Origin of the sequence: Candidatus Thalassolituus haligoni (assembly GCF_041222825.1) — a bacterium.
GTDB lineage: Bacteria > Pseudomonadota > Gammaproteobacteria > Pseudomonadales > Oceanobacteraceae > Oceanobacter > Oceanobacter antarcticus.
Genome location: NZ_CP139482.1, coordinates 600907 through 619595 on the forward strand (window position 1 = coordinate 600907; position 18689 = coordinate 619595).

Below are 18689 nucleotides of genomic sequence, written 5' to 3' on the forward strand. Positions count from 1 at the left end.
CACCGCCAGCCGCCTGTGCGGCTTTTTGGGAGTCCTGTCACTGGCTCCCCTTTTTATTCAAAACATTTCGTGCACTGACAATACGAACATTGTCAGTGCCGGGATGCCGTTGTGTTTTTAGTATGTGCAGGAAAAATAAGCGTTTGGTGACGAACACCAATCAATCTCTTAATGGAGACCATAATGATAAAAATAGTCTGCAGTAATGAAAATAAATCCACCGCTGCCGTCACGATATTACCCGTAAACCGGTTACGGCATGCGGTTATCCTGGGGGCGTTATTGCTGGGTTCAACCACAGCCATGGCGCTTGAAATCGATAGCGGTAATCCAGATTTGACCATTCGTTGGGATACCAACCTTAAATACAGCGCCATGTATCGCCTTAAACAGGCCTCCGATACCCTCACCGCCGACCTGAACCAGGACGATGGCGATCGTAATTTCGATCAGGGGCTGGTCTCCAACCGGGTGGATGTCTTATCCGAAATCGATCTGACCTATAACAACCTGGGCGTGCGTGTCTCCGGGGCTGGCTGGTATGACCAGATCTATCAGCAGGATACCGATAACGACAGCACGACCGGGAATGCCGCTTCCGTCGACCAAACCGAATTCACCGACGATACCCGTGATCTGCACGGCCAGAAGGCTGAAATTCTCGACGCTTTCCTGTTCGGTCGTTTTGATATGGCCGGGGCACCGACCATTGTCCGGGTCGGTAAACACACCCAGGTTTATGGCGAGACGCTGTTTTTTGGTGCTAACGGGATTGCCGCCGCGCAGGGGCCGGTCGATGCGGTGAAAGCGTTGTCGGTGCCCAATACCCAGTTCAAGGAACTGTTGATGCCGGTCAACCAGGTATCTCTGCAGACCCAGCTGAACTCCGCCTGGACGCTGGGGGGTTATTACCAGCTGAGCTGGAAAAAAACCCGCTTGCCAGCCTCCGGCAGTTATTTCAGCACCATTGATTTTCTTGCCGATGGCGCTGAACAGCTGTGGCTGGCCCCCGGTTTTGCCGCCACTCGTGAGGATGATCTGGAAGCCCGCGACAGCGGTCAGGGTGGCATGCAGTTACGTTTTACGCCGAGGTCCATTGATGCTGAATTCGGCTTTTATGCCGCCCGCTATCACGACAAGACGCCACAGATTTATCTGACTCAATTTGCCTTCCCACCCGCAGTGCCCGCGCCGACGCCGACCGCTTATCGCTGGGTCTACCCGGAAGATATCCAGACCCTGGGAACCAGTGTCAGCACCCTGGTGGGGGATGCCAATGTCGCGGCCGAAGTGTCGATGCGCAGCAATATGCCGCTGGTCTCCACCGGTCAGGCCGATGTGATGGGCACCGGGGATAACCGCGATAACCCGCTCTACGCCGTGGGCCGTACTGCTCATGCCAACGTCTCGATGATTTATTCCTTTACCGGCGGAGCCTTGTTTGACAACGCCTTTCTGGTCGGTGAGATCGGCTGGAACCGTTTGCTGAAGGTGACGGATAACCCGGATGCACTGGATCCTGGGGCTGAGCGCGATGCGCTGGGTCTGCGCCTGACACTGGAACCGGCTATCTACCAGGTGCTGTCCGGACTGGATCTGACCATCCCGATGGGTCTGGGGTACAACCCCAAAGGCAAGTCCGCCGTGCTGACGTCCTTTAATGGCGGTGCCGACAAGGGCGGTGATGTCTCCATCGGTCTCAAAGGCGATTACAGACGCCTGCTGCGCATGTCGCTGACCTATAACCATTATTTTGGTACCGAGAAGACTTCTTTACGCAGCGAGACGTCCGGCTATGTGCAGAACTATGGCCAGGCGCTGAAAGACCGGGATTACCTCTCGGTATCGGCTGAATACAGCTTTTAAGAATAACAATAAGGAGAACGAGCAATGTTTAAACCTGCGTTTTTGACAACGTGTCTACTGATGATGGCGATCCCCGCCGCGCAAGCGGCGGTCTCGCCGGAAGAAGCCGCCCGTCTGGGCAAGGATCTGACGCCGCTGGGGGCGGAACGTGCCGCCAATGCCGACGGCTCGATCCCGGAGTGGAACGGCTGTCCCGACCTGAAAAAGGTGCCGATGGCACAACTGCAATCGGGCGACCGACGCTGGGATCCGTACGCCGCAGAAAAGCCACTGTACCGGGTCTCGGCGGCCAATATGGCACAGTACGACGCCTTGCTGTCGGAGGGGGTGAAAGCGGTTCTGACCCAATATCCGGATCTGTATCTGGATGTCTACCCGACCCACCGCAATCACTGTGCTCCGCAGTGGGTGTACGACGGCACCAAAGCCAATGCCACCCGCGCCACGCTGGAGGTCAAGGGTAATAATGACGGTCTTCTGGGTGCCATTAATGGTATTCCGTTCCCTATTCCAAACACTGGATCGGAGGTGCGCTGGAACACCAACCTGCGCTGGCGCGGACAGTCGTTTGAGAGCAAAACCCGTCAGTACTCTTTCACCACCAATGGCGAACGGGTGTTGGGCAGTCAGGGGTTTCAGCTCGACCAGATGGAAGGTTACCGCCAAGGTATCTCGCTGGAAGACCATGCCAAGCAAGGTTATCTGAGCTGGATGTTTTTGCAGTTCACCGATGCGCCGTCGTTCCGGGCCGGCGAGGGGCTGGTCTCTCGTGATACCGACAACTATGTGCAGTCGGATCGCAAGGTCTCCCAGTACCTGGTGGGTCAGCGCCGCGTGCGTCGTTCCCCCAACGCCGGCTGGGATACGCCGGATTTTGTCAACTCCGGTGCCAACTTCTTTGATGAAGTGTTCGGCAGTCCCTACACCGGTGATGAGCGTTACGAGTACACCATTGTGGGCAAGCAGGAAGCGCTGATCCCGTACAGCAACAACAAGATTTTCAGCCTGGATGAAGACGGCGTGTTTGATAAGGAACACCACAAGCCGGATGCCCTGCGCTGGGAAAAACACCGTGTCTGGGTGGTGGAAGCCACGCTGAAGCCGGGTCAACGCCATGCGGTGAACAAACGCAAATTCTACATCGACGAAGACACCTGGGGTACTGCGCTGATGGATGGCTGGGATCCATCCGGCAAGCTCTGGCGCGTCAGCATCAACGTACCGTTCTACCTGCCGGATGTCCCGGCGCAGGTGTATTACGGTGATGTGCTGTACGTACTGGATGCCTCCTGGTCAGCGCGCAACATGGTGTACCACGACACGGGTTATCAGCTGAAGTCGGTTGAGATGAAACCGGAAAGTGACTTCTCGCCGTCTGCCTTGCTGGTACGGGGCGTGCGGTAAGTCGGCCGATCGCTCATCAGGCCACGGCGATGCCGTGGTCTGGTGTGGTCTGGTGTGGCCGGTTGTGACTATCCAGCGATGAAAAATAACAATAAGAAGAAGGAAACAGAACAATGTTTAAACCGGTAGTGACCATGGTTTACCTGCTGTTGATGATTTCTGTCCCGGCCCTGGCGGCCGTATCGCGTGAAGAAGCCGCCCGTCTGGGCAAGGATCTGACGCCACTGGGGGCGGAGCGCGCCGCCAATAGCGACGGCTCGATTCCGGAGTGGAACGGCTGTCCCGACATGAAAAAGGTGCCGATGGCACAACTGCAATCGGGCGACCGACGCTGGGATCCCTATGCCCAAGAGTCGGCGCTGTACCGGGTCACGGCCACCAATATGGCGCAGTACGACGCCTTGCTGTCGGACGGTGTCAAAGCCCTGCTGCAGAAATATCCAACATCCCTGTATCTGGATGTCTACCCGACGCACCGTAACCATTGTGCGCCCGAGTGGGTGTACGAAGGCACCAAAGCCAATGCCACGCGGGCGACGCTGGAAGTGAAGGGCGATAACGATGGTCTGCTCGGTGCGATCAATGGCATTCCGTTCCCTATTCCAAAAACTGGATCGGAGGTGCGCTGGAACACCAACCTGCGCTGGCGCGGGCAGTCGTACGAGAGCAAGAGTCGCCAATATTCCTTCACCACTAATGGTGAACGGGTGTTAGGTAGTCAATCCTATCAACGGGATCAGTTCGAGGCCTACCGGCAGGACATCTCGTTGCAGAAACACGCCGAACAGGGCTTCCTCAACTGGCTGTTCCTGCAATTTACCGACGCGCCGTCGTTCCGGGCCGGCGAGGGTCTGGTCTCCCGCGACACCGACAACTATGTGCAGTCGGATCGCAAGGTCTCCCAGTACCTGGTGGGTCAGCGCCGCGTGCGTCGTTCCCCCAACGTCGGCTGGGATACGCCGGATTTTGTCAACTCCGGTGCCAACTTCTTTGATGAAGTGTTTGGCAGTCCGTATACCAACGATGAACGTTATGACTACCGTATTGTGGGTAAACAGGAAGCGCTGATTCCGTACAACAACAACAAGATTTTTGCGCTGGATGAAGACGGTGTCTTTGGCAAGGAACACCACCAACCGGATGCCATTCGCTGGGAAAAACACCGCGTCTGGGTGGTGGAAGCGACATTAAAACCGGGCAAACGCCATGCCGTCAGCAAGCGCAAATTTTACATCGACGAAGACACCTGGGGCACCAGCCTGATGGATGGCTGGGATCCGTCCGGCACGCTCTGGCGGGTGAGCCTGAACCTGGCCTTCTACCTGCCCGACGTGCCCACACAAATGAGCAGTTATGCCGACCTCCTGTATATCCTGGATGCGTCCTGGTCGGCTCGTAACATGGTGTATTTCGATCCTGGCTATCAGTTAAAAGCCGTCGAAATGAAACCCGAACGTTATTTTTCGCCCTCGTCACTGATTATCCGCAGTGTGCGTTAGCACGCGGCCTTCGGTGTCAGTGCAACACACCCGAGTACGGGTGTTTTTAATAGGATGTTGTTGATTATGTTGAATTTGGTAAGGCGTATCGCCGCCTTGATACTGTGTGTCGGGGCGGCGTCTGTTCAGGCAGACCCGCTGCCGTCCTATTCCCCGTTGGACCAACCGGCGCTGCCCAGTGTCCTGGCCGCTACCGGGGCATTACTGGATATTCGCCAGGTGGGTGAACGTCTGGTGGCGGTCGGTGAACGCGGCCATATCGTTTACAGCGAGGATGGCGGCCAACAGTGGCAACAAGCCCAGGTGCCGGTGTCGGTGACCCTGACGGCGGTGGATTTTGTTGATGACCAGCATGGCTGGGCAGTCGGACACGGCCTGGTCATTCTGGCAACCGCCGATGGCGGCCTGACCTGGCAGCGCCAGACCGATGGCCGCCAACTGGTCGGGATGTGGCATCAACAGGCGGAAGCCGCACAACAGGCCGGTGACGATCGGTTGGCGATGAAGTTACAACGCTACAGCGACGACGGTGCCGACAAGCCTCTGCTGGATGTGCATTTTATCAATGCCCAGGACGGTTTGGCGGTGGGCGCTTATGGCGTGATGTTAAGCACCGACAATGGCGGCCAAAGCTGGCACTCGGCGGCTGGTCGACTGGGGGGTGAAGAAGACCGCCATATTTACCACATCGCCAGTGATGGCGACGGGATCATTCTGATGGGTGAAATGGGCTTGCTGTATCAGTCCGGTGATCGCGGTCAGCATTTTCAGCCGCTGGATTCGCCCTCCGACGCCAGCCTGTTCAGTGGCTGGTATTCCGCCAGCCAGCAGCAACTGCTGTTGCTCGGTCTGCGCGGCACGCTCTGGCAGGGCGACCTGAGCTCCGCTGACTGGCAGCCGCTGGCCATCGATACCCAGTACTCACTGCTGGCCATTCTGCCATTAACGACTGGTGGTTATCTGCTGTCCGATGACGGCGGCGGCCTCTGGCGCTTGCAGGATAACGGCACCACCTCGCGTTTGGCCGTATCGGCCGGTTTTCCCATCCTGGCACTGTCACCGGGTACCCGCTCCGAAGCCCCGGTTATTGCTGTGGGATTGCAGGGTGCCCTGGCGGTAACCCCGGCTGCTCAACCCTAACTTTTATCTGGATATTTCATGGCCGTCTCTTCTCAAACATTTGAAACCATCGCGGATCTGGGGTCTTTTGATTCGCGTTCCGGTAATCGTGCTGAGCGTTTGCTGTTTAATCATCGCGCCTGGATTGTGGCCGTCTGTGCCCTGTTAACCCTGTTATTGGGATTATCGGCCTTGCGCACCGAACTGAATGCCAGTTTTCTGAAAACGATTCCGGGCAACCATCCGTATATTGTCAATTTTCTCAACTATCAGGATGACGTCAAGGGATTGGGGAATGCCCTGCGGATTGCGGTGGAAGCCAAGCCCGGTGAGACCCTCTTTTCGGCCAGCTATATCGATCAGCTCAAGGCCATCAACGACGAGATTTACCTGCTGCCCAACGTTGACCGGCCCTTCATGAAGTCGTTGTGGATGCCCTCGGTACGCTGGATCGGGGTGACCCAATATGGCTACGAAGGTGGCCCGGTGATGCCGCAGAACTACGATGGCAGCGACCAGAGCATCGCCGATTTCCGCAACAACGTCTTGCGCTCCGGTGAGATTGGCCAGCTGGTTGCGGCGGATTTCCGCTCGTCCATTATTTATGTGCCGCTGATGGAAACCGATCAGTCGCCCCTGAACTACGGTGCACTCTCTCAAGCGCTGGAAGACATTCGCAGCCGCTACGAAGCCCATGGCATCCGCTTGCACATCACCGGTTTTGCCAAGGTGATGGGGGATCTGATTGATGGCCTGTACACCATTCTGGCCTTCTTCGCCTTTGCCCTGATCATTACCGGGTTAATCCTGTTCTTTTTTACCCGCTGCCTGCGCAGCACCCTGCTGGTGCTGTTGACCACGCTGATTGGCATCGTCTGGTTATTGGGCTTGCTGCCGGTGTTGGGTTTTGAGCTCAATCCCTATTCGATTCTGGTGCCCTTCCTGATCTTTGCCATTGGTGTCAGCCACGGTGCCCAGAAAATGAACGGCATCATGCAGGACATCGGTCGTGGCACTCATCGCCTGATCGCTGCCCGTTATACCTTCCGCCGTCTGTTTATGGCCGGAGCCACGGCATTGCTAGCCGATGTCGTGGGCTTTGCGGTGCTCTCCGTGATTGATATTCCGGTGATCCGTGAGCTGGCGCTGATTGCCAGTGTCGGGGTGGGTGTCCTGATCTTCACCAACCTGGCGCTGTTGCCGATTCTGTTGTCCTACACCGGCGTCTCCGCCAGCGCTGCCCGTCGCAGTCTGGCCCAGACCGGTGACGAAGCCGATCATGAAAAACATCCGTTCTGGCAATTTCTGGACATGTTTACCCGTCGGGGACCTGCGACTGTCGCCCTGGTCATCGCATTGGGCCTCGGTGTCGGCGGCTACCTGGTGAGTCAGCATGTCCGCATCGGTGACCTCGACAGCGGTGCGCCGGAACTGCGGGCCGACTCCCGCTACAACCAGGATAACCGCTTTATGGTGGCCAACTACCAGGCCGGAGCTGACGTCTTTGTGGTCTTTGGGGTCACCGACAAGGGGGCCTGTGCCAACTACGACAACCTGCTGATGGTTGACCGGCTGGAATGGCAACTGCGGCAATTACCGATGGTGGATGGCACCCGATCCTTTGCCGGCATGGTGCGTCAGGCTGCCGCCGGGTTTAACGAAGGCAACTTCAAATGGTACGACCTGGTCGCCAACCAGTACCTGATCAATGGCAGTGCCGCCCGTGCCCCACGTGAGCTATTTAATGCCACCTGCGACCTGCTGCCCATTTACTTGTACCTCACCGACCACAAAGCCGACACCCTGGAAACCGTGGTGAACGCCATCGACACCTTCAAGCAAGACAACCCCTCAACCGGCATCCGCTTTGAACTCAGCGGCGGCAACGCCGGCATTGAAGCCGCCACCAACCAAGTGGTCAAGGTCGCCAACAGCAAGATTTTGTACGGCGTCTATATCGCCGTCACCCTGCTCAGCATCATCGCCTTCCGCTCCCTGCCCGCAGTGATCTGCGCCATGGTGCCGCTGGTACTGACCTCGATTTTGGTCGAGGCACTGATGGTCTTTCTGGGCATCGGCATCAAGGTCTCGACCTTGCCGGTGATCGCTCTCGGGGTCGGCATCGGCATCGACTACGCGCTCTACATCCTCAGCGTGGTGCAAACCTGGCTACGCGCTGGGGCCAGCCTCTCCGAAGCCTACTATCGGGCCCTGGTGTTCACCGGCCGGGTGGTTATTTTTACCGGCTGCACCCTCGCCATTGGCGTTGGTGCCTGGGCCTTCTCACCGATCAAGTTCCAGGCCGACATGGGCATATTACTGACCTTCATGTTCCTGTGGAACATGCTCGGCGCGCTGATTTTACTGCCGGCGCTGGCGAGTTTTTTACTGAAACGCAGCCAGCCGCACTGAGGAGCAAACAGGATGTACAAGCAACTACTTATCCCGCTGGATGAAAGCCAGCTGTCGATGCAAGTGCTGGAGTCGGGGGTGCGCATGGCTGAAGTCCACGGTGCCCACGTGACCTTTTTGTACCTGTCGCCGCAGGACAACGAAGTGAACCGTGAAGATGCCGGGCTGCTGCACGCCATGGCCCCGGAACTGTTCGCCCGTAAATACCTGTGGCGAGATGGTTACATCAAGGCACGGGCAACCGGCTGGGCACGAACAGCAAGTATAAGCGCCGATTTTATTTCCGAAGTCTGTGACGATTCGATTGCGGACACCATTCTGGCCAAGGCGACGGAGCTGCAAGCAGACCTGATCCTGATGGGGACGCACTGGCGTCGTTCGTTGATCGAACGCCTGTTCGGCTCAGTGCTGTTGAAAGTGGTCCAGCAGACCCGGATCCCGGTACTGGTGGCGGCAGTGGGGGAAGAACAGGAATCGGCGCAGCAGCAAGTGATCCGGGAGTTCCGCGAGAACCATGCGATCTGGATAGCGTTAATTGAACAGCTGGAACTCTGCTTGCAAGCGCCGGACTGCCTTACCGAGAACGATGAGTTAGTCGGCATGTTACTGACGGCAATCCAGAATTTTGCCTTGGTGATACGTGATTTCCGTCAGGAACCAGCCTTACAACAATTGCACCAGGTCAGCGATAACGTATCGGTGACCCATACCGACACAAATGACAACCTCCCTCAGGAATCCCGCTTGATCGCCGCGTTAATCGACGTCTGCCTGGTTCCTGAAAAGTGGAATCTGGACGTTGCACGAGCGACGGCAAGGCAGCTGGGGCAGCATATTATTCAACAAGTTACAGAAGACAATCACCACCTGGTGGGCAAGGCATCCGAGCCGCTATCCGAGCAGGAGTTTGAGCGTGCACTGGAGACGTTGAATCAGCCCCGATGGCGCACGTTACGCAACGCCCGCCAACAAGATCTGGGAACGCTTCTGGCTCATCTGAACACCCATCGAAAAAGGAGTACCACATGACCCTGACCTCGGATGATATACGCCAGGCGGCAGAGGATCTGCATCAGGCCTGGTTATCTGGCACTGCTTGATCTGCTGCTGATCCTGTTTGTTTTTTTGATGAAACGCAGTTCATCGCCGAGCGGCTGTTGCTAACCCTCCCTGAGCTAATCAGGTATGAGGTACGCAGCTGCCGCCGTGGCCACCACCAATAACGGCGGTCGGTCACCAGGGTTAGCCGGGAAACTGGCTGGCCTCCCACATATTTGGAAAGGTGTGACATGACATTGCCAGAACCCCAACTGAGTGACGCCTTTGGCCGTCGCTTCGGTTATTTACGCCTGTCGGTGACCGATCAGTGCAACTTCCGCTGCAATTATTGCCTGCCGGATGGTTACCAGTGCTCGGAAAAACCGACATACCTGGCGCTGGATGAAATTCGTTGTGCTGTGGCAGCATTTGCCGCACTGGGGACACGCAAGGTGCGTGTCACCGGTGGTGAACCCAGTCTGCGTAAAGATCTGCCGGATATTATTCGTATTGTTGCGCAAACCCCCGGTATTGATCAGGTCGCGATTACCACTAATGGCTATCGGCTGTTACATGCCGTGCAGGACTGGGCCGACGCCGGTCTGACCCACCTCAACCTCAGTATCGATAGTCTCGATCCGGCGCAATTTGCCAACATTACCGGCCATGACCGTTTGCCGTATTTGCTGCAAGGTCTGGACAAAGCGCTGGCGCTGGGACTGAAGGTCAAGGTTAACGCCGTTCTGCTGAAAGGATTTAATCACCATCAACTGCAGGATTTTCTTAACTGGATTCGTAAGACACCCGTTAGTCTGCGATTTATCGAACTGATGCAAACTGGCGACAATCAGGTGTTTTTTACCGAACATCATGTCAGTGGAGACGAGATTCGCCAGCAGCTGCTACAGCAAGGATGGCAACCGCGCTTGAAAGAGATCAACGCCGGGCCAGCGCTGGAATTCCAGCATCCGGATTACCGGGGCCGTATTGGTTTGATCATGCCCTATAGCAAGGACTTCTGCGCCAGCTGTAATCGCCTGCGTCTGTCGTCTGTCGGCAAGTTGCATCTGTGTCTGTTTGGTGAGCAAGGCCATGATATTCGAACCTTGCTGGAAGCTGGCAAGGAGGATTTGCTCCAGGCTCGTCTGTTGACATTGTTGGGTGAAAAACGCGTGAGCCACTCCCTGCATCAAGGCGCTACCGGTGCTACCCGTCACCTGGCGATGTTAGGAGGCTGATGATGTCGACTGCGTTTATCCTGGGTCTGGTTCTGGCCGGTGGGGAGTCGCGCCGTATGGGTCAGGACAAGGCATTGCTATCAGTAGCCGGTTATCCAAGCCTGTTGCACCGTCAATTGGCCTTGTTGCAATCGCTGTCGCTGGACGCCTGTTCGGTCAGTCGCCATCGCCGTCACCAGACTCCGACGGATCTGGATGTACCGGTACTCAGTGACTCCAACAGTGACAATCACGAAGGGCCGTTGGCCGGCATCCAGGCCGCTGCTTTAGCCTGGCCGGAAGCGACAGCGGTACTGGTCTTGCCGGTGGACTTGCCTTTTGTTTGTACTGCATCCCTGCAGCATCTGCTGGAGGAAGGCCAGCGCCTGCGCACGGCGGTGTATTACGAAAACGAGTATTTACCGCTGTATTTGCCGTTGCATGACGCCCTGCGTGAGGATCTGTGTGCCCGTATTACTCTGGCTGCATCAGACAAATCCATTCGTGGCCTGTTGCGGCGGGAAAACGCCGTGGCATTGCCAGCACCTGTTGATAACACTCTAACCAATACCAATACCCCGGAAGAATGGCAGGCCAGTCTACAAGCAGACTGGTCGGTTCTACCTCAGGATTAAAGGAACTTTTATCATGTCAAAAACCTTTACTGATGACTTCGTTGCTCTCAATATCGCCGTGTTGACCGTCTCTGACAGCCGTACCGAAGCAACCGATACCAGCGGTCATCTGCTGATCGAAAAGCTCACCGCAGCAGGGCATGTGCTCTCCGCCAAAGCGATTGTGGCCGACGACAAATACCAGTTACGCGCCGTCGTATCACAATGGGTTGCCGACACCAGCACCCAGGTGGTGCTGGTGACTGGTGGAACCGGTTTTACCGAACGCGATAATACCCCCGATGCGCTGGAACCCTTGTTTGACCAGACTATTACCGGCTTTGGTGAATTGTTCCGGCAGATCTCCTTCGATCAGATTGGCACTTCTACCATTCAGAGTCGTGCAGTGGCTGGCCTTGCCAACAGCACGCTGATTTTCTGCATGCCGGGTTCCACTAATGCGTGTGGTACTGCCTGGGATGACATTATTGCCAGTCAGCTGGATGCCCGTTTCCGTCCCTGCAACTTTGTTTTGCGGCTGAAAAATACCGCAGATAACCTCTGTGGAACGCGAGGCTGAGATGGATAAACCTGCACAACAAGCGGCTTTTTCCCACGTTAATTCACGTGGTGAAGCCAATATGGTCGACGTCAGCAGTAAAGCCGTGACCGTGCGCGAGGCACGTGCGGAAGGCTATGTGCAGATGCAGGCAAGCACCCTGAAGATGATCATCAACGGCCATCACCACAAGGGCGATGTATTCAGTGTTGCCCGTATTGCCGGGATTCAGGCAGCCAAGCAGACCAGTCAGCTGATTCCCCTTTGCCATCCTCTGATGCTGTCAAAAGTGGCGGTCGACTTCGAGGTACAGCCAGCACACAACCGTGTGCGTATTCACAGCCTGTGCAAACTCAGTGGCCAGACCGGCGTCGAGATGGAAGCCCTGACCGCCGTCAGTGTCGCCGCCCTGACGCTGTTTGATATGTGCAAGGCGGTTGATCCGGCCATGTGTATCAGCGGTATTCGGGTACTGGAAAAACAGGGCGGTAAAAGCGGCCACTGGCAGCTGGAATCCGGCACGACAGAAACCGCTACAGGAGCGCCGTCATGATCCAGGTTTTGCTGTTTGCCCGCCTGCGTGATGAACTGGGTACCGATTGCCTCCGCATGAACCTTCCCGAACCCTGCACGGTTGCCAGTTTGCGGTTCGCCTTGCAACAGCACTTTCCGCATCAGACGGATGTGTTGGCAGCGGGGCGGGCACTGGTTGCCATTAACCAGGCACTGACCAACGACGAAAATGCCATCGTCTGCGCAACGGATGAAATTGCGTTGTTACCCCCCATGACCGGAGGCTGATATGGCGGTACGGGTACAAACCGAAGACTTCGATGTGGGAGCTGAATATCAGCAACTGATCGGAGACAACCCCACCGATGGTGCCGTGGTGTTTTTTGTCGGGCTGGTACGCGATATGAATCAGGGAGACGCCGTCAGCGGCCTGTTGCTGGAACATTATCCAGGCATGACCGAACGGGCGTTGCACCAGATAGAAGACGACGCCCGCGCTCGCTGGCCGTTGGGCCGGGTACAAATTGTCCACCGCGTCGGGCAGCTCGGCATCAGCGATCAGATTGTCTTTGTTGGCACCAGCAGCCCCCACCGCGAAGCCGCTTTTGAAGCCTGCCAGTTCATGATGGATTACCTCAAAAACCACGCGCCGTTCTGGAAAAAAGAAACTTTGCACCAGTCTGAGACCAATACCCGGGAGCGTTGGCTTGATGCGGCGGAAAAAGATCTCAAGGCAGAGGCGCGCTGGGGCTGAACGTATTGCAGGAGTAAACGCCCCTGGTCATTCTGTTGTGACGGGGTAGCGCAGAGCGGAAAAGTTGTCGCAGAGGGGTGGTAACCCCTGACCAGCTGAGCCACTGGTAGAACAACCGCTTTTATTATCCATAGGGCAAATCTATAAATTACTGCGGGCTACATTTTTAGATGAATCCCATATATACAATAAGAAGAGAACACCATGAAACTGGCTTCACTCAAATCTGCACGTAAACACGGTCGTTTGATTGTGGTATCCCGCGACCAGACTCTGGCGGCCGATGCCTCTATGATTGCGCCGGATCTGCTTGCTGCGCTGGAGTGCTGGGATACCCGTCAGCCAGAGCTGGAAGAAATTTATAGCCGTCTCAACGATGGCACTTTTATTGGTGCCTTTGCGTTTGACCCGGCCCAATGCGCTGCGCCGTTACCCTGTGCACCGCAATGGCTGGATGCCTCGGCCTTCCTGAATCACGGCTACCTGATGGAACGTGCGTTTAATACCGAACGTATCCCGCACTTCGAGACCACTCCAGTGATGTACCAGGGTGCCAGTGACGATTTTCATGGCCCGATGGACGATATGGTCATGGCCAGCGAAGAATACGGCATCGACTTCGAAGGAGAGTTTGGTGTGGTGGTGGGAGCCATTCCGATGGGTTGCAGCCCGGAAGCCGCAGAACAACAGATACGTTTGATCGTCCAGGTCAACGACTGGAGTTTGCGGGCACTTGGCCCCCACGAAATGAAAACCGGCTTCGGCTTTCTGCAAGCCAAGCCATCCAGCAGCTTTGCCCCACTAGCTGTTACTCCCGACGAACTGGGTGATGCCTGGGCGAATGGCCGGGTCAATATGCACCTCAAGGTCGAGTGGAATGGTGCGCGCTTTGGCGAACCCCATGGCCGCGAAATGCATTATTCATTTGGTGAACTGATTGCTCACGCAGCTCGCACCCGAACCTTGTCAGCGGGCAGCGTGGTGGGGTCTGGTACGGTATCGAATCAATCCCGTGCCGCTGGCTCAGCCTGTATTGCTGAACGGCGAGTCATCGAAATAATAGATGAGGGAGCCGCTAAAACACCTTTTATGCAGTTTGGCGACCGGGTGCGGATGCAGGCCATGTTTGATAACGGTGATGCCGGCCCCTTTGGTGTTATCGATCAGCGCGTTGTGCGCTGATCGATTCTTGACTTCAGCGCGGCATGTTTGGTTGCTGAGCAGGGCTGAAAACGATTACTTATTTCGGGAACCCGGGGTTGAACCAGGGAATGTATTAATCCAATGCGGCTATTGCCAAATCGGCAGTTTTACTCAAATGCTGTATGTAGAGTTTTACCGTTTTTTCAACATCACGGTTCAGGGCTGCTTCCGCTATATTTTTATGCTCATCGTACAAATGGCGGTCATTGAATTTTTTGCTTCGCGAGGATAAAAACCGATAGCGGGTTGATTGCTCTCTGAGCATGGTACAAATTTTTATTAACCAGGGCGATGGACAAGCAGCGATGAGCACATCATGAAATTTTTCATGGGCCTGGTGCCATTCAACTGCCGATGCTTCTGATTCATGTTGTTGGGATAATGACAATAGCAGGTGGGTGATGCCTGCCAGTGTGCTTTCCCATTTGATATCACCATTTTTAATGGATTGCTCAAGGGCATTGATTTCAAGGTTCAAACGTAAATTCAATAAGTCTTCGATCTCTGATTTGGATACCTGTGCTACTTTAAACCCCTTCAAATCCTCTGCGGTAACAAAGGAAGACATGGCAAGCTTGGACAGGGCTTCGCGTACCGGAATCAGACCAATGCCGTAGTGGGCGGCTAATTGGGCGGGTTTGAGTTTTTCTCCAGGTTTGAATATTCCTGAAATTATATCATTCTGAATTAAATGCCGAACCAATGATGCCTGGGTCTTGCTTGAACTGGAGAATCCAGAAGTTTCATGTTCTATTGCAGATTTGTTCATAAATATACCAAATGACTCATTAAAAATGCTGAGGCAGGATGATTTTTCATGATTGGTTGGTTACGAGTAATCCAGTTATATTTCAGCATTTGTCGCTTTTTAAGTTCTGTAAGTTGTTTTAAAAATAACCATTTTCAAGTTGTGGACTCAGGTGCCAATTAATAGTGCAAAAACTGACTTCCTGGCGAGATCAACGTTCTCAGGCAGGGTCTGGGTATTTCTGACACACGCGATGTCTTCGGCTGATATTTAAAAACAGATGGATATAACATTAGCACACAGTGCCCCAGAATTCCTAGAAAGCCTCCGAACAACAGGGGCCATCTATTTTAATCCGGTGCCCGCTCCTGGCTTCCAGATGGTTTTGAATCACGAAGCCGGTTTACGGGCCTGACGGGTCAAGTCAAAAACCGGCGATACCAAGTCGGAATCATCCGGAAGCCCCCGCAGGACGCGGGTTGCTGCAAGCCAGAGCCGAGAGCTGTGCCGGGATTAAAGAGGTGGTTCCCCAGATCAATGGCGCGTCAGTGAAAGACTTTGTTGAGTGTCTCGGTTGGTTACACCACTATACGTGCTCCATGTGTGCTCCGAAATTACTGTATTGCGCGCTTCTTTCAAGACCGGGACAGTCCCATGTTACCGCCACAGCAACAGCATCGAATGGCCTTTGCCACCAAGCAGCTGACGAAAGTCTACGGCGCAGGCGATACTGCCGTGCATGCGCTGCGCGGAGTAACAGTTGACATACCGGCCGGTGAAATCGTTGTGTTACTCGGGCCATCAGGCAGTGGTAAGTCGACACTGTTGAATATATTGGGTGGGCTGGATCGAGCCAGTAGCGGCTCGGTTTTTTTTCAGCAGCAAAATCTGAGTGAATTGTCAGACGCCGAGCTGACCCGCTATCGCCGTGATCAGGTTGGTTTTGTATTCCAGTTTTATAATTTGATGCCAAGCCTGACCGCCAGGGAGAATATCGAGCTGGTGACTGAAATCGCTGGCAATCCAATGGCTGCCGATGCGGCGCTGACTCTGGTGGGCTTACAACACCGAGGCGATCATTTTCCGTCGCAACTGTCAGGGGGGGAGCAACAACGGGTGGCGATTGCCCGCGCCATTGCCAAACGACCCACGGTGCTGTTTTGTGATGAGCCAACCGGCGCTCTGGATAGCAACACCGGCCGTGCGGTATTAAAGGTACTGCAAGACATCAATAAGGAATTTGGCGCTACCGTCATTATTGTGACTCATGCGGCGAATACGGCCAAAATGGCCGATCGGGTGATTTATTTTGCCGACGGTGATATTCGGAATATCAGCGTTAATACGCAGCCGTTATCCGCTGGGGCGATTGAATGGTAAGCCCGCTGGAGCGCAAATTATTGCGCGATTTATGGCGTATCAAGGGGCAGGCATTGGCGATTGGCCTGGTGATTGCGCTGGGCGTGCTGATGCTGGTAATGATGGACGGCCTGGTGAATACCCTTGATGAAACCCGGCAGGCCTACTATCAGCGCTACCGCTTGGCGGATGTGTTTGTCAGCGTTAAAAGGGCACCTAACAGCGTGCTGGAATCTCTGGGCCATATCGCCGGTATCAGTGCCGTTGAAGGTCGGGTAACAGGCGATGCACTGATTGATTTAGCGGATGTCGCCATACCACTGAGAGCACAAGCGGTGTCGCTGCCCGACCTCGGCTCACCGCGCTTGAATGCTGTGCTGCTCACCGCAGGCCGGATGCTGGATGCACGCCGGGCAGATGAAATTCTGCTGCTCGACAGCTTTGCCCGTGCCCGCCAGTTAAAGCCGGGCGATGTGTTGGCCGCTACCATGAAGGGTATCCGCAGGGAGTTTACCATCGTCGGTCTGGCGCAATCGCCAGAATTTTTGTACACCACCGCGCCGGGAGAAATGGTGCCTGACGATGGCCGCTTTGCCGTGTTCTGGATGAGTCGAACCGCGTTGGCGGCGGTGTACGATATGAAAGGTGCCTTTAATGAGGCCTTGTTAGCGACCACTCGTCAGGCACGTTTGCCCGCGATACTGGATCAAGCCGATGCGGTCGTGAAAGCCTATGGTGGTCTGGGTGCCTACGGTCTGGAGGATCAAACCTCCAACCGGTTTGTAAGTGAAGAAATATCCGGCTTGCGGGCCTCCGCAGTCGGCGTACCACCGATATTTTTGGCGGTAGCGGCTTTTCTGTTGTACATCGTTATATCGCGCCTGGTGCAGTCCGAGCGTCAGCAAGTCGGCTTGTTAAAAGCCTTTGGTTATTCCAGCGCTGAAGTCAGCAGCCATTATTTAAAGCTGGTGCTGATCATCGCGACCGGTGGCGCAATTGTCGGCAGTATCATGGGTATTGCCGCTGGCCATAGCATGGCGGTGTTTTATCAACACTATTTCAAATTTCCGTTTATTGTTTTTCAGCTTGATCCCAGGGCATTTGTCACCGGCTTTGGCGTCAGTATCGTCACCGCATCGGTCGGTGGTCTGCTGGTGTTGAAACAGGTCTTTGTGTTGACCCCGGCGGTGGCCATGCGACCGGCTGCGCCACCGGACTATCGTCAATCCGGGCAAGGCTTGCAACGTCTTTATCATTGGCTGGATCAGCCCAGCCGGATGGTGTTGCGGCGGGTGTTACGACAACCGGGACGGATGGCCGGCAGTGTCGCCGGCATTGCCACCGGCATGGCGTTATCGGTGGGTATGACCACGGTGCTGACGGGGTTTGATCGCGCTATCGATTTGACCTTTTCAGTGGTGGATCGTAGCGATGCCAGCGTTACCTTTATTCAACCGATGGGCGACAAAGCTGTGTTTGAGCTGCAAGCCCTCGAAGGCGTAACCTACGTTGAACCCTTTCGTAATGTCGCTGTGGTGTTTCGTCACGGACGTTACTCTTATCGCGGGGCGATTTATGGACTGACAAACACCGCGCGTTTATATCGTGCGTTAGATACAGCCCATAACCCGATGCTGCTTGACCAGCAGGGTATTGTTATTGCCCAACCGCTGGCGAATATGTTGCACATCAGGCCTGGAGAAGTGATCACGGTCGACGTTCGTGAGGGTCACCAGCCGGTCTTGCATATCCCGGTAATCGGCGTGGCAGACACCTTGTTGGGAGCACCGACGTATATGGATATTAACTGGCTGAATCGCTATTTGCATGAGCCGGAACGTATCTCTGGTGCCTATCTCAGCCTCGACAGCCATTCTCGTGATAGCGTCTGTCAGGCTATCAAAAACATGCCCGCAGTTGCCGGTATGACGTTAAAAAGTGACCGTCTGGCTGCGTTTGTCAACATGATGGACAGCGGTGCCGGTGCCATGCGCTACATCATGATGCTGGTTGCGGCGGCGATTACCTTTGGCATTGTGTACAACGCCGCCCGGATTGCGTATGCCGAACGCGAGCGCGATCTGGCCAGCTTGCGGGTTATCGGTTTTACCCGAGGCGAAGTGGCGTTTGTGCTATTGGGAGAACTGGCACTGGTAACCTTGCTGGCGCTGCCGCTTGGCAGTGTGCTGGGCTACTATTTGTCGATGGGGGTAGCGCAGGGCTTCAGTACCGATCTGTATCAGATTCCGGCAACCTTCTCAGCCGCCAATTATGGTGTTGCAGGGGTATCGGTTCTGCTGGCAGCGGTGGCATCGGGCTGGCTGGTGAAGCGGGATATCGACCGGATGGATATGGTTTCCGCCCTGAAATCAAAAGAGTGAGGT

The 18689-nt window shown here is 55.4% G+C and carries 16 protein-coding genes and 1 riboswitch; of the genes, 15 read left to right on the forward strand and 1 reads right to left on the reverse strand.

The window, feature by feature from the left end; translation table 11 throughout:
* Positions 1 to 183: 183 nt before the first annotated feature.
* The 13 genes from SOJ49_RS02675 (at position 184) to SOJ49_RS02735 (ending at position 14177) form a co-directional block, all read left to right on the forward strand.
* Entirely contained in the window at positions 184 to 1866 is a 1683-nt protein-coding gene (locus tag SOJ49_RS02675; protein ID WP_369856690.1) for a DUF1302 domain-containing protein, read from the forward strand.
* 24 nt (positions 1867 to 1890) lie between these two features.
* A complete protein-coding gene (locus SOJ49_RS02680; RefSeq protein ID WP_369856672.1) occupies positions 1891 to 3270 on the forward strand; it encodes a DUF1329 domain-containing protein in 1380 nt (459 codons plus the stop codon).
* A 113-nt stretch (positions 3271 to 3383) separates the two neighbouring features.
* Positions 3384 to 4769 (forward strand): DUF1329 domain-containing protein, encoded by a 1386-nt coding sequence (locus SOJ49_RS02685; RefSeq protein WP_369856671.1) that lies wholly within the window; start codon positions 3384 to 3386, stop codon positions 4767 to 4769.
* Between the two features lie 66 nt (positions 4770 to 4835).
* Positions 4836 to 5909 carry a WD40/YVTN/BNR-like repeat-containing protein gene (locus SOJ49_RS02690; RefSeq protein ID WP_369856670.1) on the forward strand — a complete coding sequence of 358 codons (1074 nt, stop codon included), beginning with the start codon at positions 4836 to 4838 and terminating at the stop codon, positions 5907 to 5909.
* A gap of 18 nt (positions 5910 to 5927) precedes the next feature.
* Positions 5928 to 8300 carry an RND family transporter gene (locus SOJ49_RS02695; RefSeq protein WP_369856669.1) on the forward strand — a complete coding sequence of 791 codons (2373 nt, stop codon included), beginning with the start codon at positions 5928 to 5930 and terminating at the stop codon, positions 8298 to 8300.
* 12 nt (positions 8301 to 8312) lie between these two features.
* Complete coding sequence (locus SOJ49_RS02700) at positions 8313 to 9329, forward strand: universal stress protein (RefSeq protein ID WP_369856691.1); 1017 nt, start codon at positions 8313 to 8315, stop codon at positions 9327 to 9329.
* Between the two features lie 103 nt (positions 9330 to 9432).
* Positions 9433 to 9601, forward strand: a riboswitch (molybdenum cofactor riboswitch).
* A complete protein-coding gene (gene moaA, locus SOJ49_RS02705) occupies positions 9590 to 10576 on the forward strand; it encodes a GTP 3',8-cyclase MoaA (RefSeq protein WP_369856692.1) in 987 nt (328 codons plus the stop codon). (Overlaps the previous riboswitch by 12 nt.)
* A 2-nt stretch (positions 10577 to 10578) precedes the next feature.
* Positions 10579 to 11190: a molybdenum cofactor guanylyltransferase gene (locus tag SOJ49_RS02710; RefSeq protein WP_369856693.1), complete on the forward strand. Its 612-nt coding sequence runs from the start codon at positions 10579 to 10581 to the stop codon at positions 11188 to 11190.
* 13 nt (positions 11191 to 11203) lie between these two features.
* The gene (gene moaB, locus SOJ49_RS02715) at positions 11204 to 11749 is read left to right on the forward strand and encodes a molybdenum cofactor biosynthesis protein B (protein WP_369856694.1); all 546 of its coding nucleotides are present in this window, start codon (positions 11204 to 11206) and stop codon (positions 11747 to 11749) included.
* Position 11750: 1 nt separating this feature from the next.
* Positions 11751 to 12281, forward strand: coding sequence for a cyclic pyranopterin monophosphate synthase MoaC (moaC, locus tag SOJ49_RS02720; protein ID WP_369856695.1), 531 nt, complete (start codon positions 11751 to 11753; stop codon positions 12279 to 12281).
* A complete protein-coding gene (locus SOJ49_RS02725) occupies positions 12278 to 12529 on the forward strand; it encodes a MoaD/ThiS family protein (protein ID WP_369856696.1) in 252 nt (83 codons plus the stop codon). Before moaC ends, SOJ49_RS02725 begins: the two co-directional genes overlap by 4 nt.
* 1 nt (position 12530) lies before the next feature.
* On the forward strand, positions 12531 to 12995 hold the full coding sequence (gene moaE / locus SOJ49_RS02730; RefSeq protein ID WP_369856697.1) for a molybdopterin synthase catalytic subunit MoaE: 465 nt from the start codon (positions 12531 to 12533) through the stop codon (positions 12993 to 12995).
* A 204-nt stretch (positions 12996 to 13199) separates the two neighbouring features.
* Complete coding sequence (locus tag SOJ49_RS02735; RefSeq protein WP_369856698.1) at positions 13200 to 14177, forward strand: fumarylacetoacetate hydrolase family protein; 978 nt, start codon at positions 13200 to 13202, stop codon at positions 14175 to 14177.
* A 94-nt stretch (positions 14178 to 14271) separates the two neighbouring features.
* Here SOJ49_RS02735 and SOJ49_RS02740 read toward each other — a convergent pair whose 3' ends face one another.
* Entirely contained in the window at positions 14272 to 14967 is a 696-nt protein-coding gene (locus tag SOJ49_RS02740) for an FCD domain-containing protein (protein ID WP_369856699.1), read from the reverse strand.
* A 633-nt stretch (positions 14968 to 15600) separates the two neighbouring features.
* Here SOJ49_RS02740 and SOJ49_RS02745 point away from each other — a divergent pair.
* Both SOJ49_RS02745 and SOJ49_RS02750 read left to right on the forward strand, forming a co-directional pair.
* Entirely contained in the window at positions 15601 to 16326 is a 726-nt protein-coding gene (locus tag SOJ49_RS02745) for an ABC transporter ATP-binding protein (RefSeq protein ID WP_369856700.1), read from the forward strand.
* On the forward strand, positions 16320 to 18686 hold the full coding sequence (locus tag SOJ49_RS02750) for an ABC transporter permease (RefSeq protein WP_369856701.1): 2367 nt from the start codon (positions 16320 to 16322) through the stop codon (positions 18684 to 18686). Before SOJ49_RS02745 ends, SOJ49_RS02750 begins: the two co-directional genes overlap by 7 nt.
* Positions 18687 to 18689 lie beyond the last annotated feature (3 nt).

Coding starts and splice junctions, on each gene's coding strand:
- SOJ49_RS02695 (WP_369856669.1), top strand. CDS start 5,928: ATGGCCGTCTCTTCTCAAACATTTGAAACCATCGCGGATCTGGGGTCT.
- SOJ49_RS02710 (WP_369856693.1), top strand. CDS start 10,579: ATGTCGACTGCGTTTATCCTGGGTCTGGTTCTGGCCGGTGGGGAGTCG.
- SOJ49_RS02700 (WP_369856691.1), top strand. CDS start 8,313: ATGTACAAGCAACTACTTATCCCGCTGGATGAAAGCCAGCTGTCGATG.
- SOJ49_RS02725 (WP_369856696.1), top strand. CDS start 12,278: ATGATCCAGGTTTTGCTGTTTGCCCGCCTGCGTGATGAACTGGGTACC.
- SOJ49_RS02740 (WP_369856699.1), bottom strand. CDS start 14,967: ATGAACAAATCTGCAATAGAACATGAAACTTCTGGATTCTCCAGTTCA.
- SOJ49_RS02745 (WP_369856700.1), top strand. CDS start 15,601: ATGTTACCGCCACAGCAACAGCATCGAATGGCCTTTGCCACCAAGCAG.
- SOJ49_RS02735 (WP_369856698.1), top strand. CDS start 13,200: ATGAAACTGGCTTCACTCAAATCTGCACGTAAACACGGTCGTTTGATT.
- moaE (WP_369856697.1), top strand. CDS start 12,531: ATGGCGGTACGGGTACAAACCGAAGACTTCGATGTGGGAGCTGAATAT.
- SOJ49_RS02675 (WP_369856690.1), top strand. CDS start 184: ATGATAAAAATAGTCTGCAGTAATGAAAATAAATCCACCGCTGCCGTC.
- SOJ49_RS02750 (WP_369856701.1), top strand. CDS start 16,320: ATGGTAAGCCCGCTGGAGCGCAAATTATTGCGCGATTTATGGCGTATC.
- moaB (WP_369856694.1), top strand. CDS start 11,204: ATGTCAAAAACCTTTACTGATGACTTCGTTGCTCTCAATATCGCCGTG.
- SOJ49_RS02685 (WP_369856671.1), top strand. CDS start 3,384: ATGTTTAAACCGGTAGTGACCATGGTTTACCTGCTGTTGATGATTTCT.
- moaA (WP_369856692.1), top strand. CDS start 9,590: ATGACATTGCCAGAACCCCAACTGAGTGACGCCTTTGGCCGTCGCTTC.
- moaC (WP_369856695.1), top strand. CDS start 11,751: ATGGATAAACCTGCACAACAAGCGGCTTTTTCCCACGTTAATTCACGT.
- SOJ49_RS02690 (WP_369856670.1), top strand. CDS start 4,836: ATGTTGAATTTGGTAAGGCGTATCGCCGCCTTGATACTGTGTGTCGGG.
- SOJ49_RS02680 (WP_369856672.1), top strand. CDS start 1,891: ATGTTTAAACCTGCGTTTTTGACAACGTGTCTACTGATGATGGCGATC.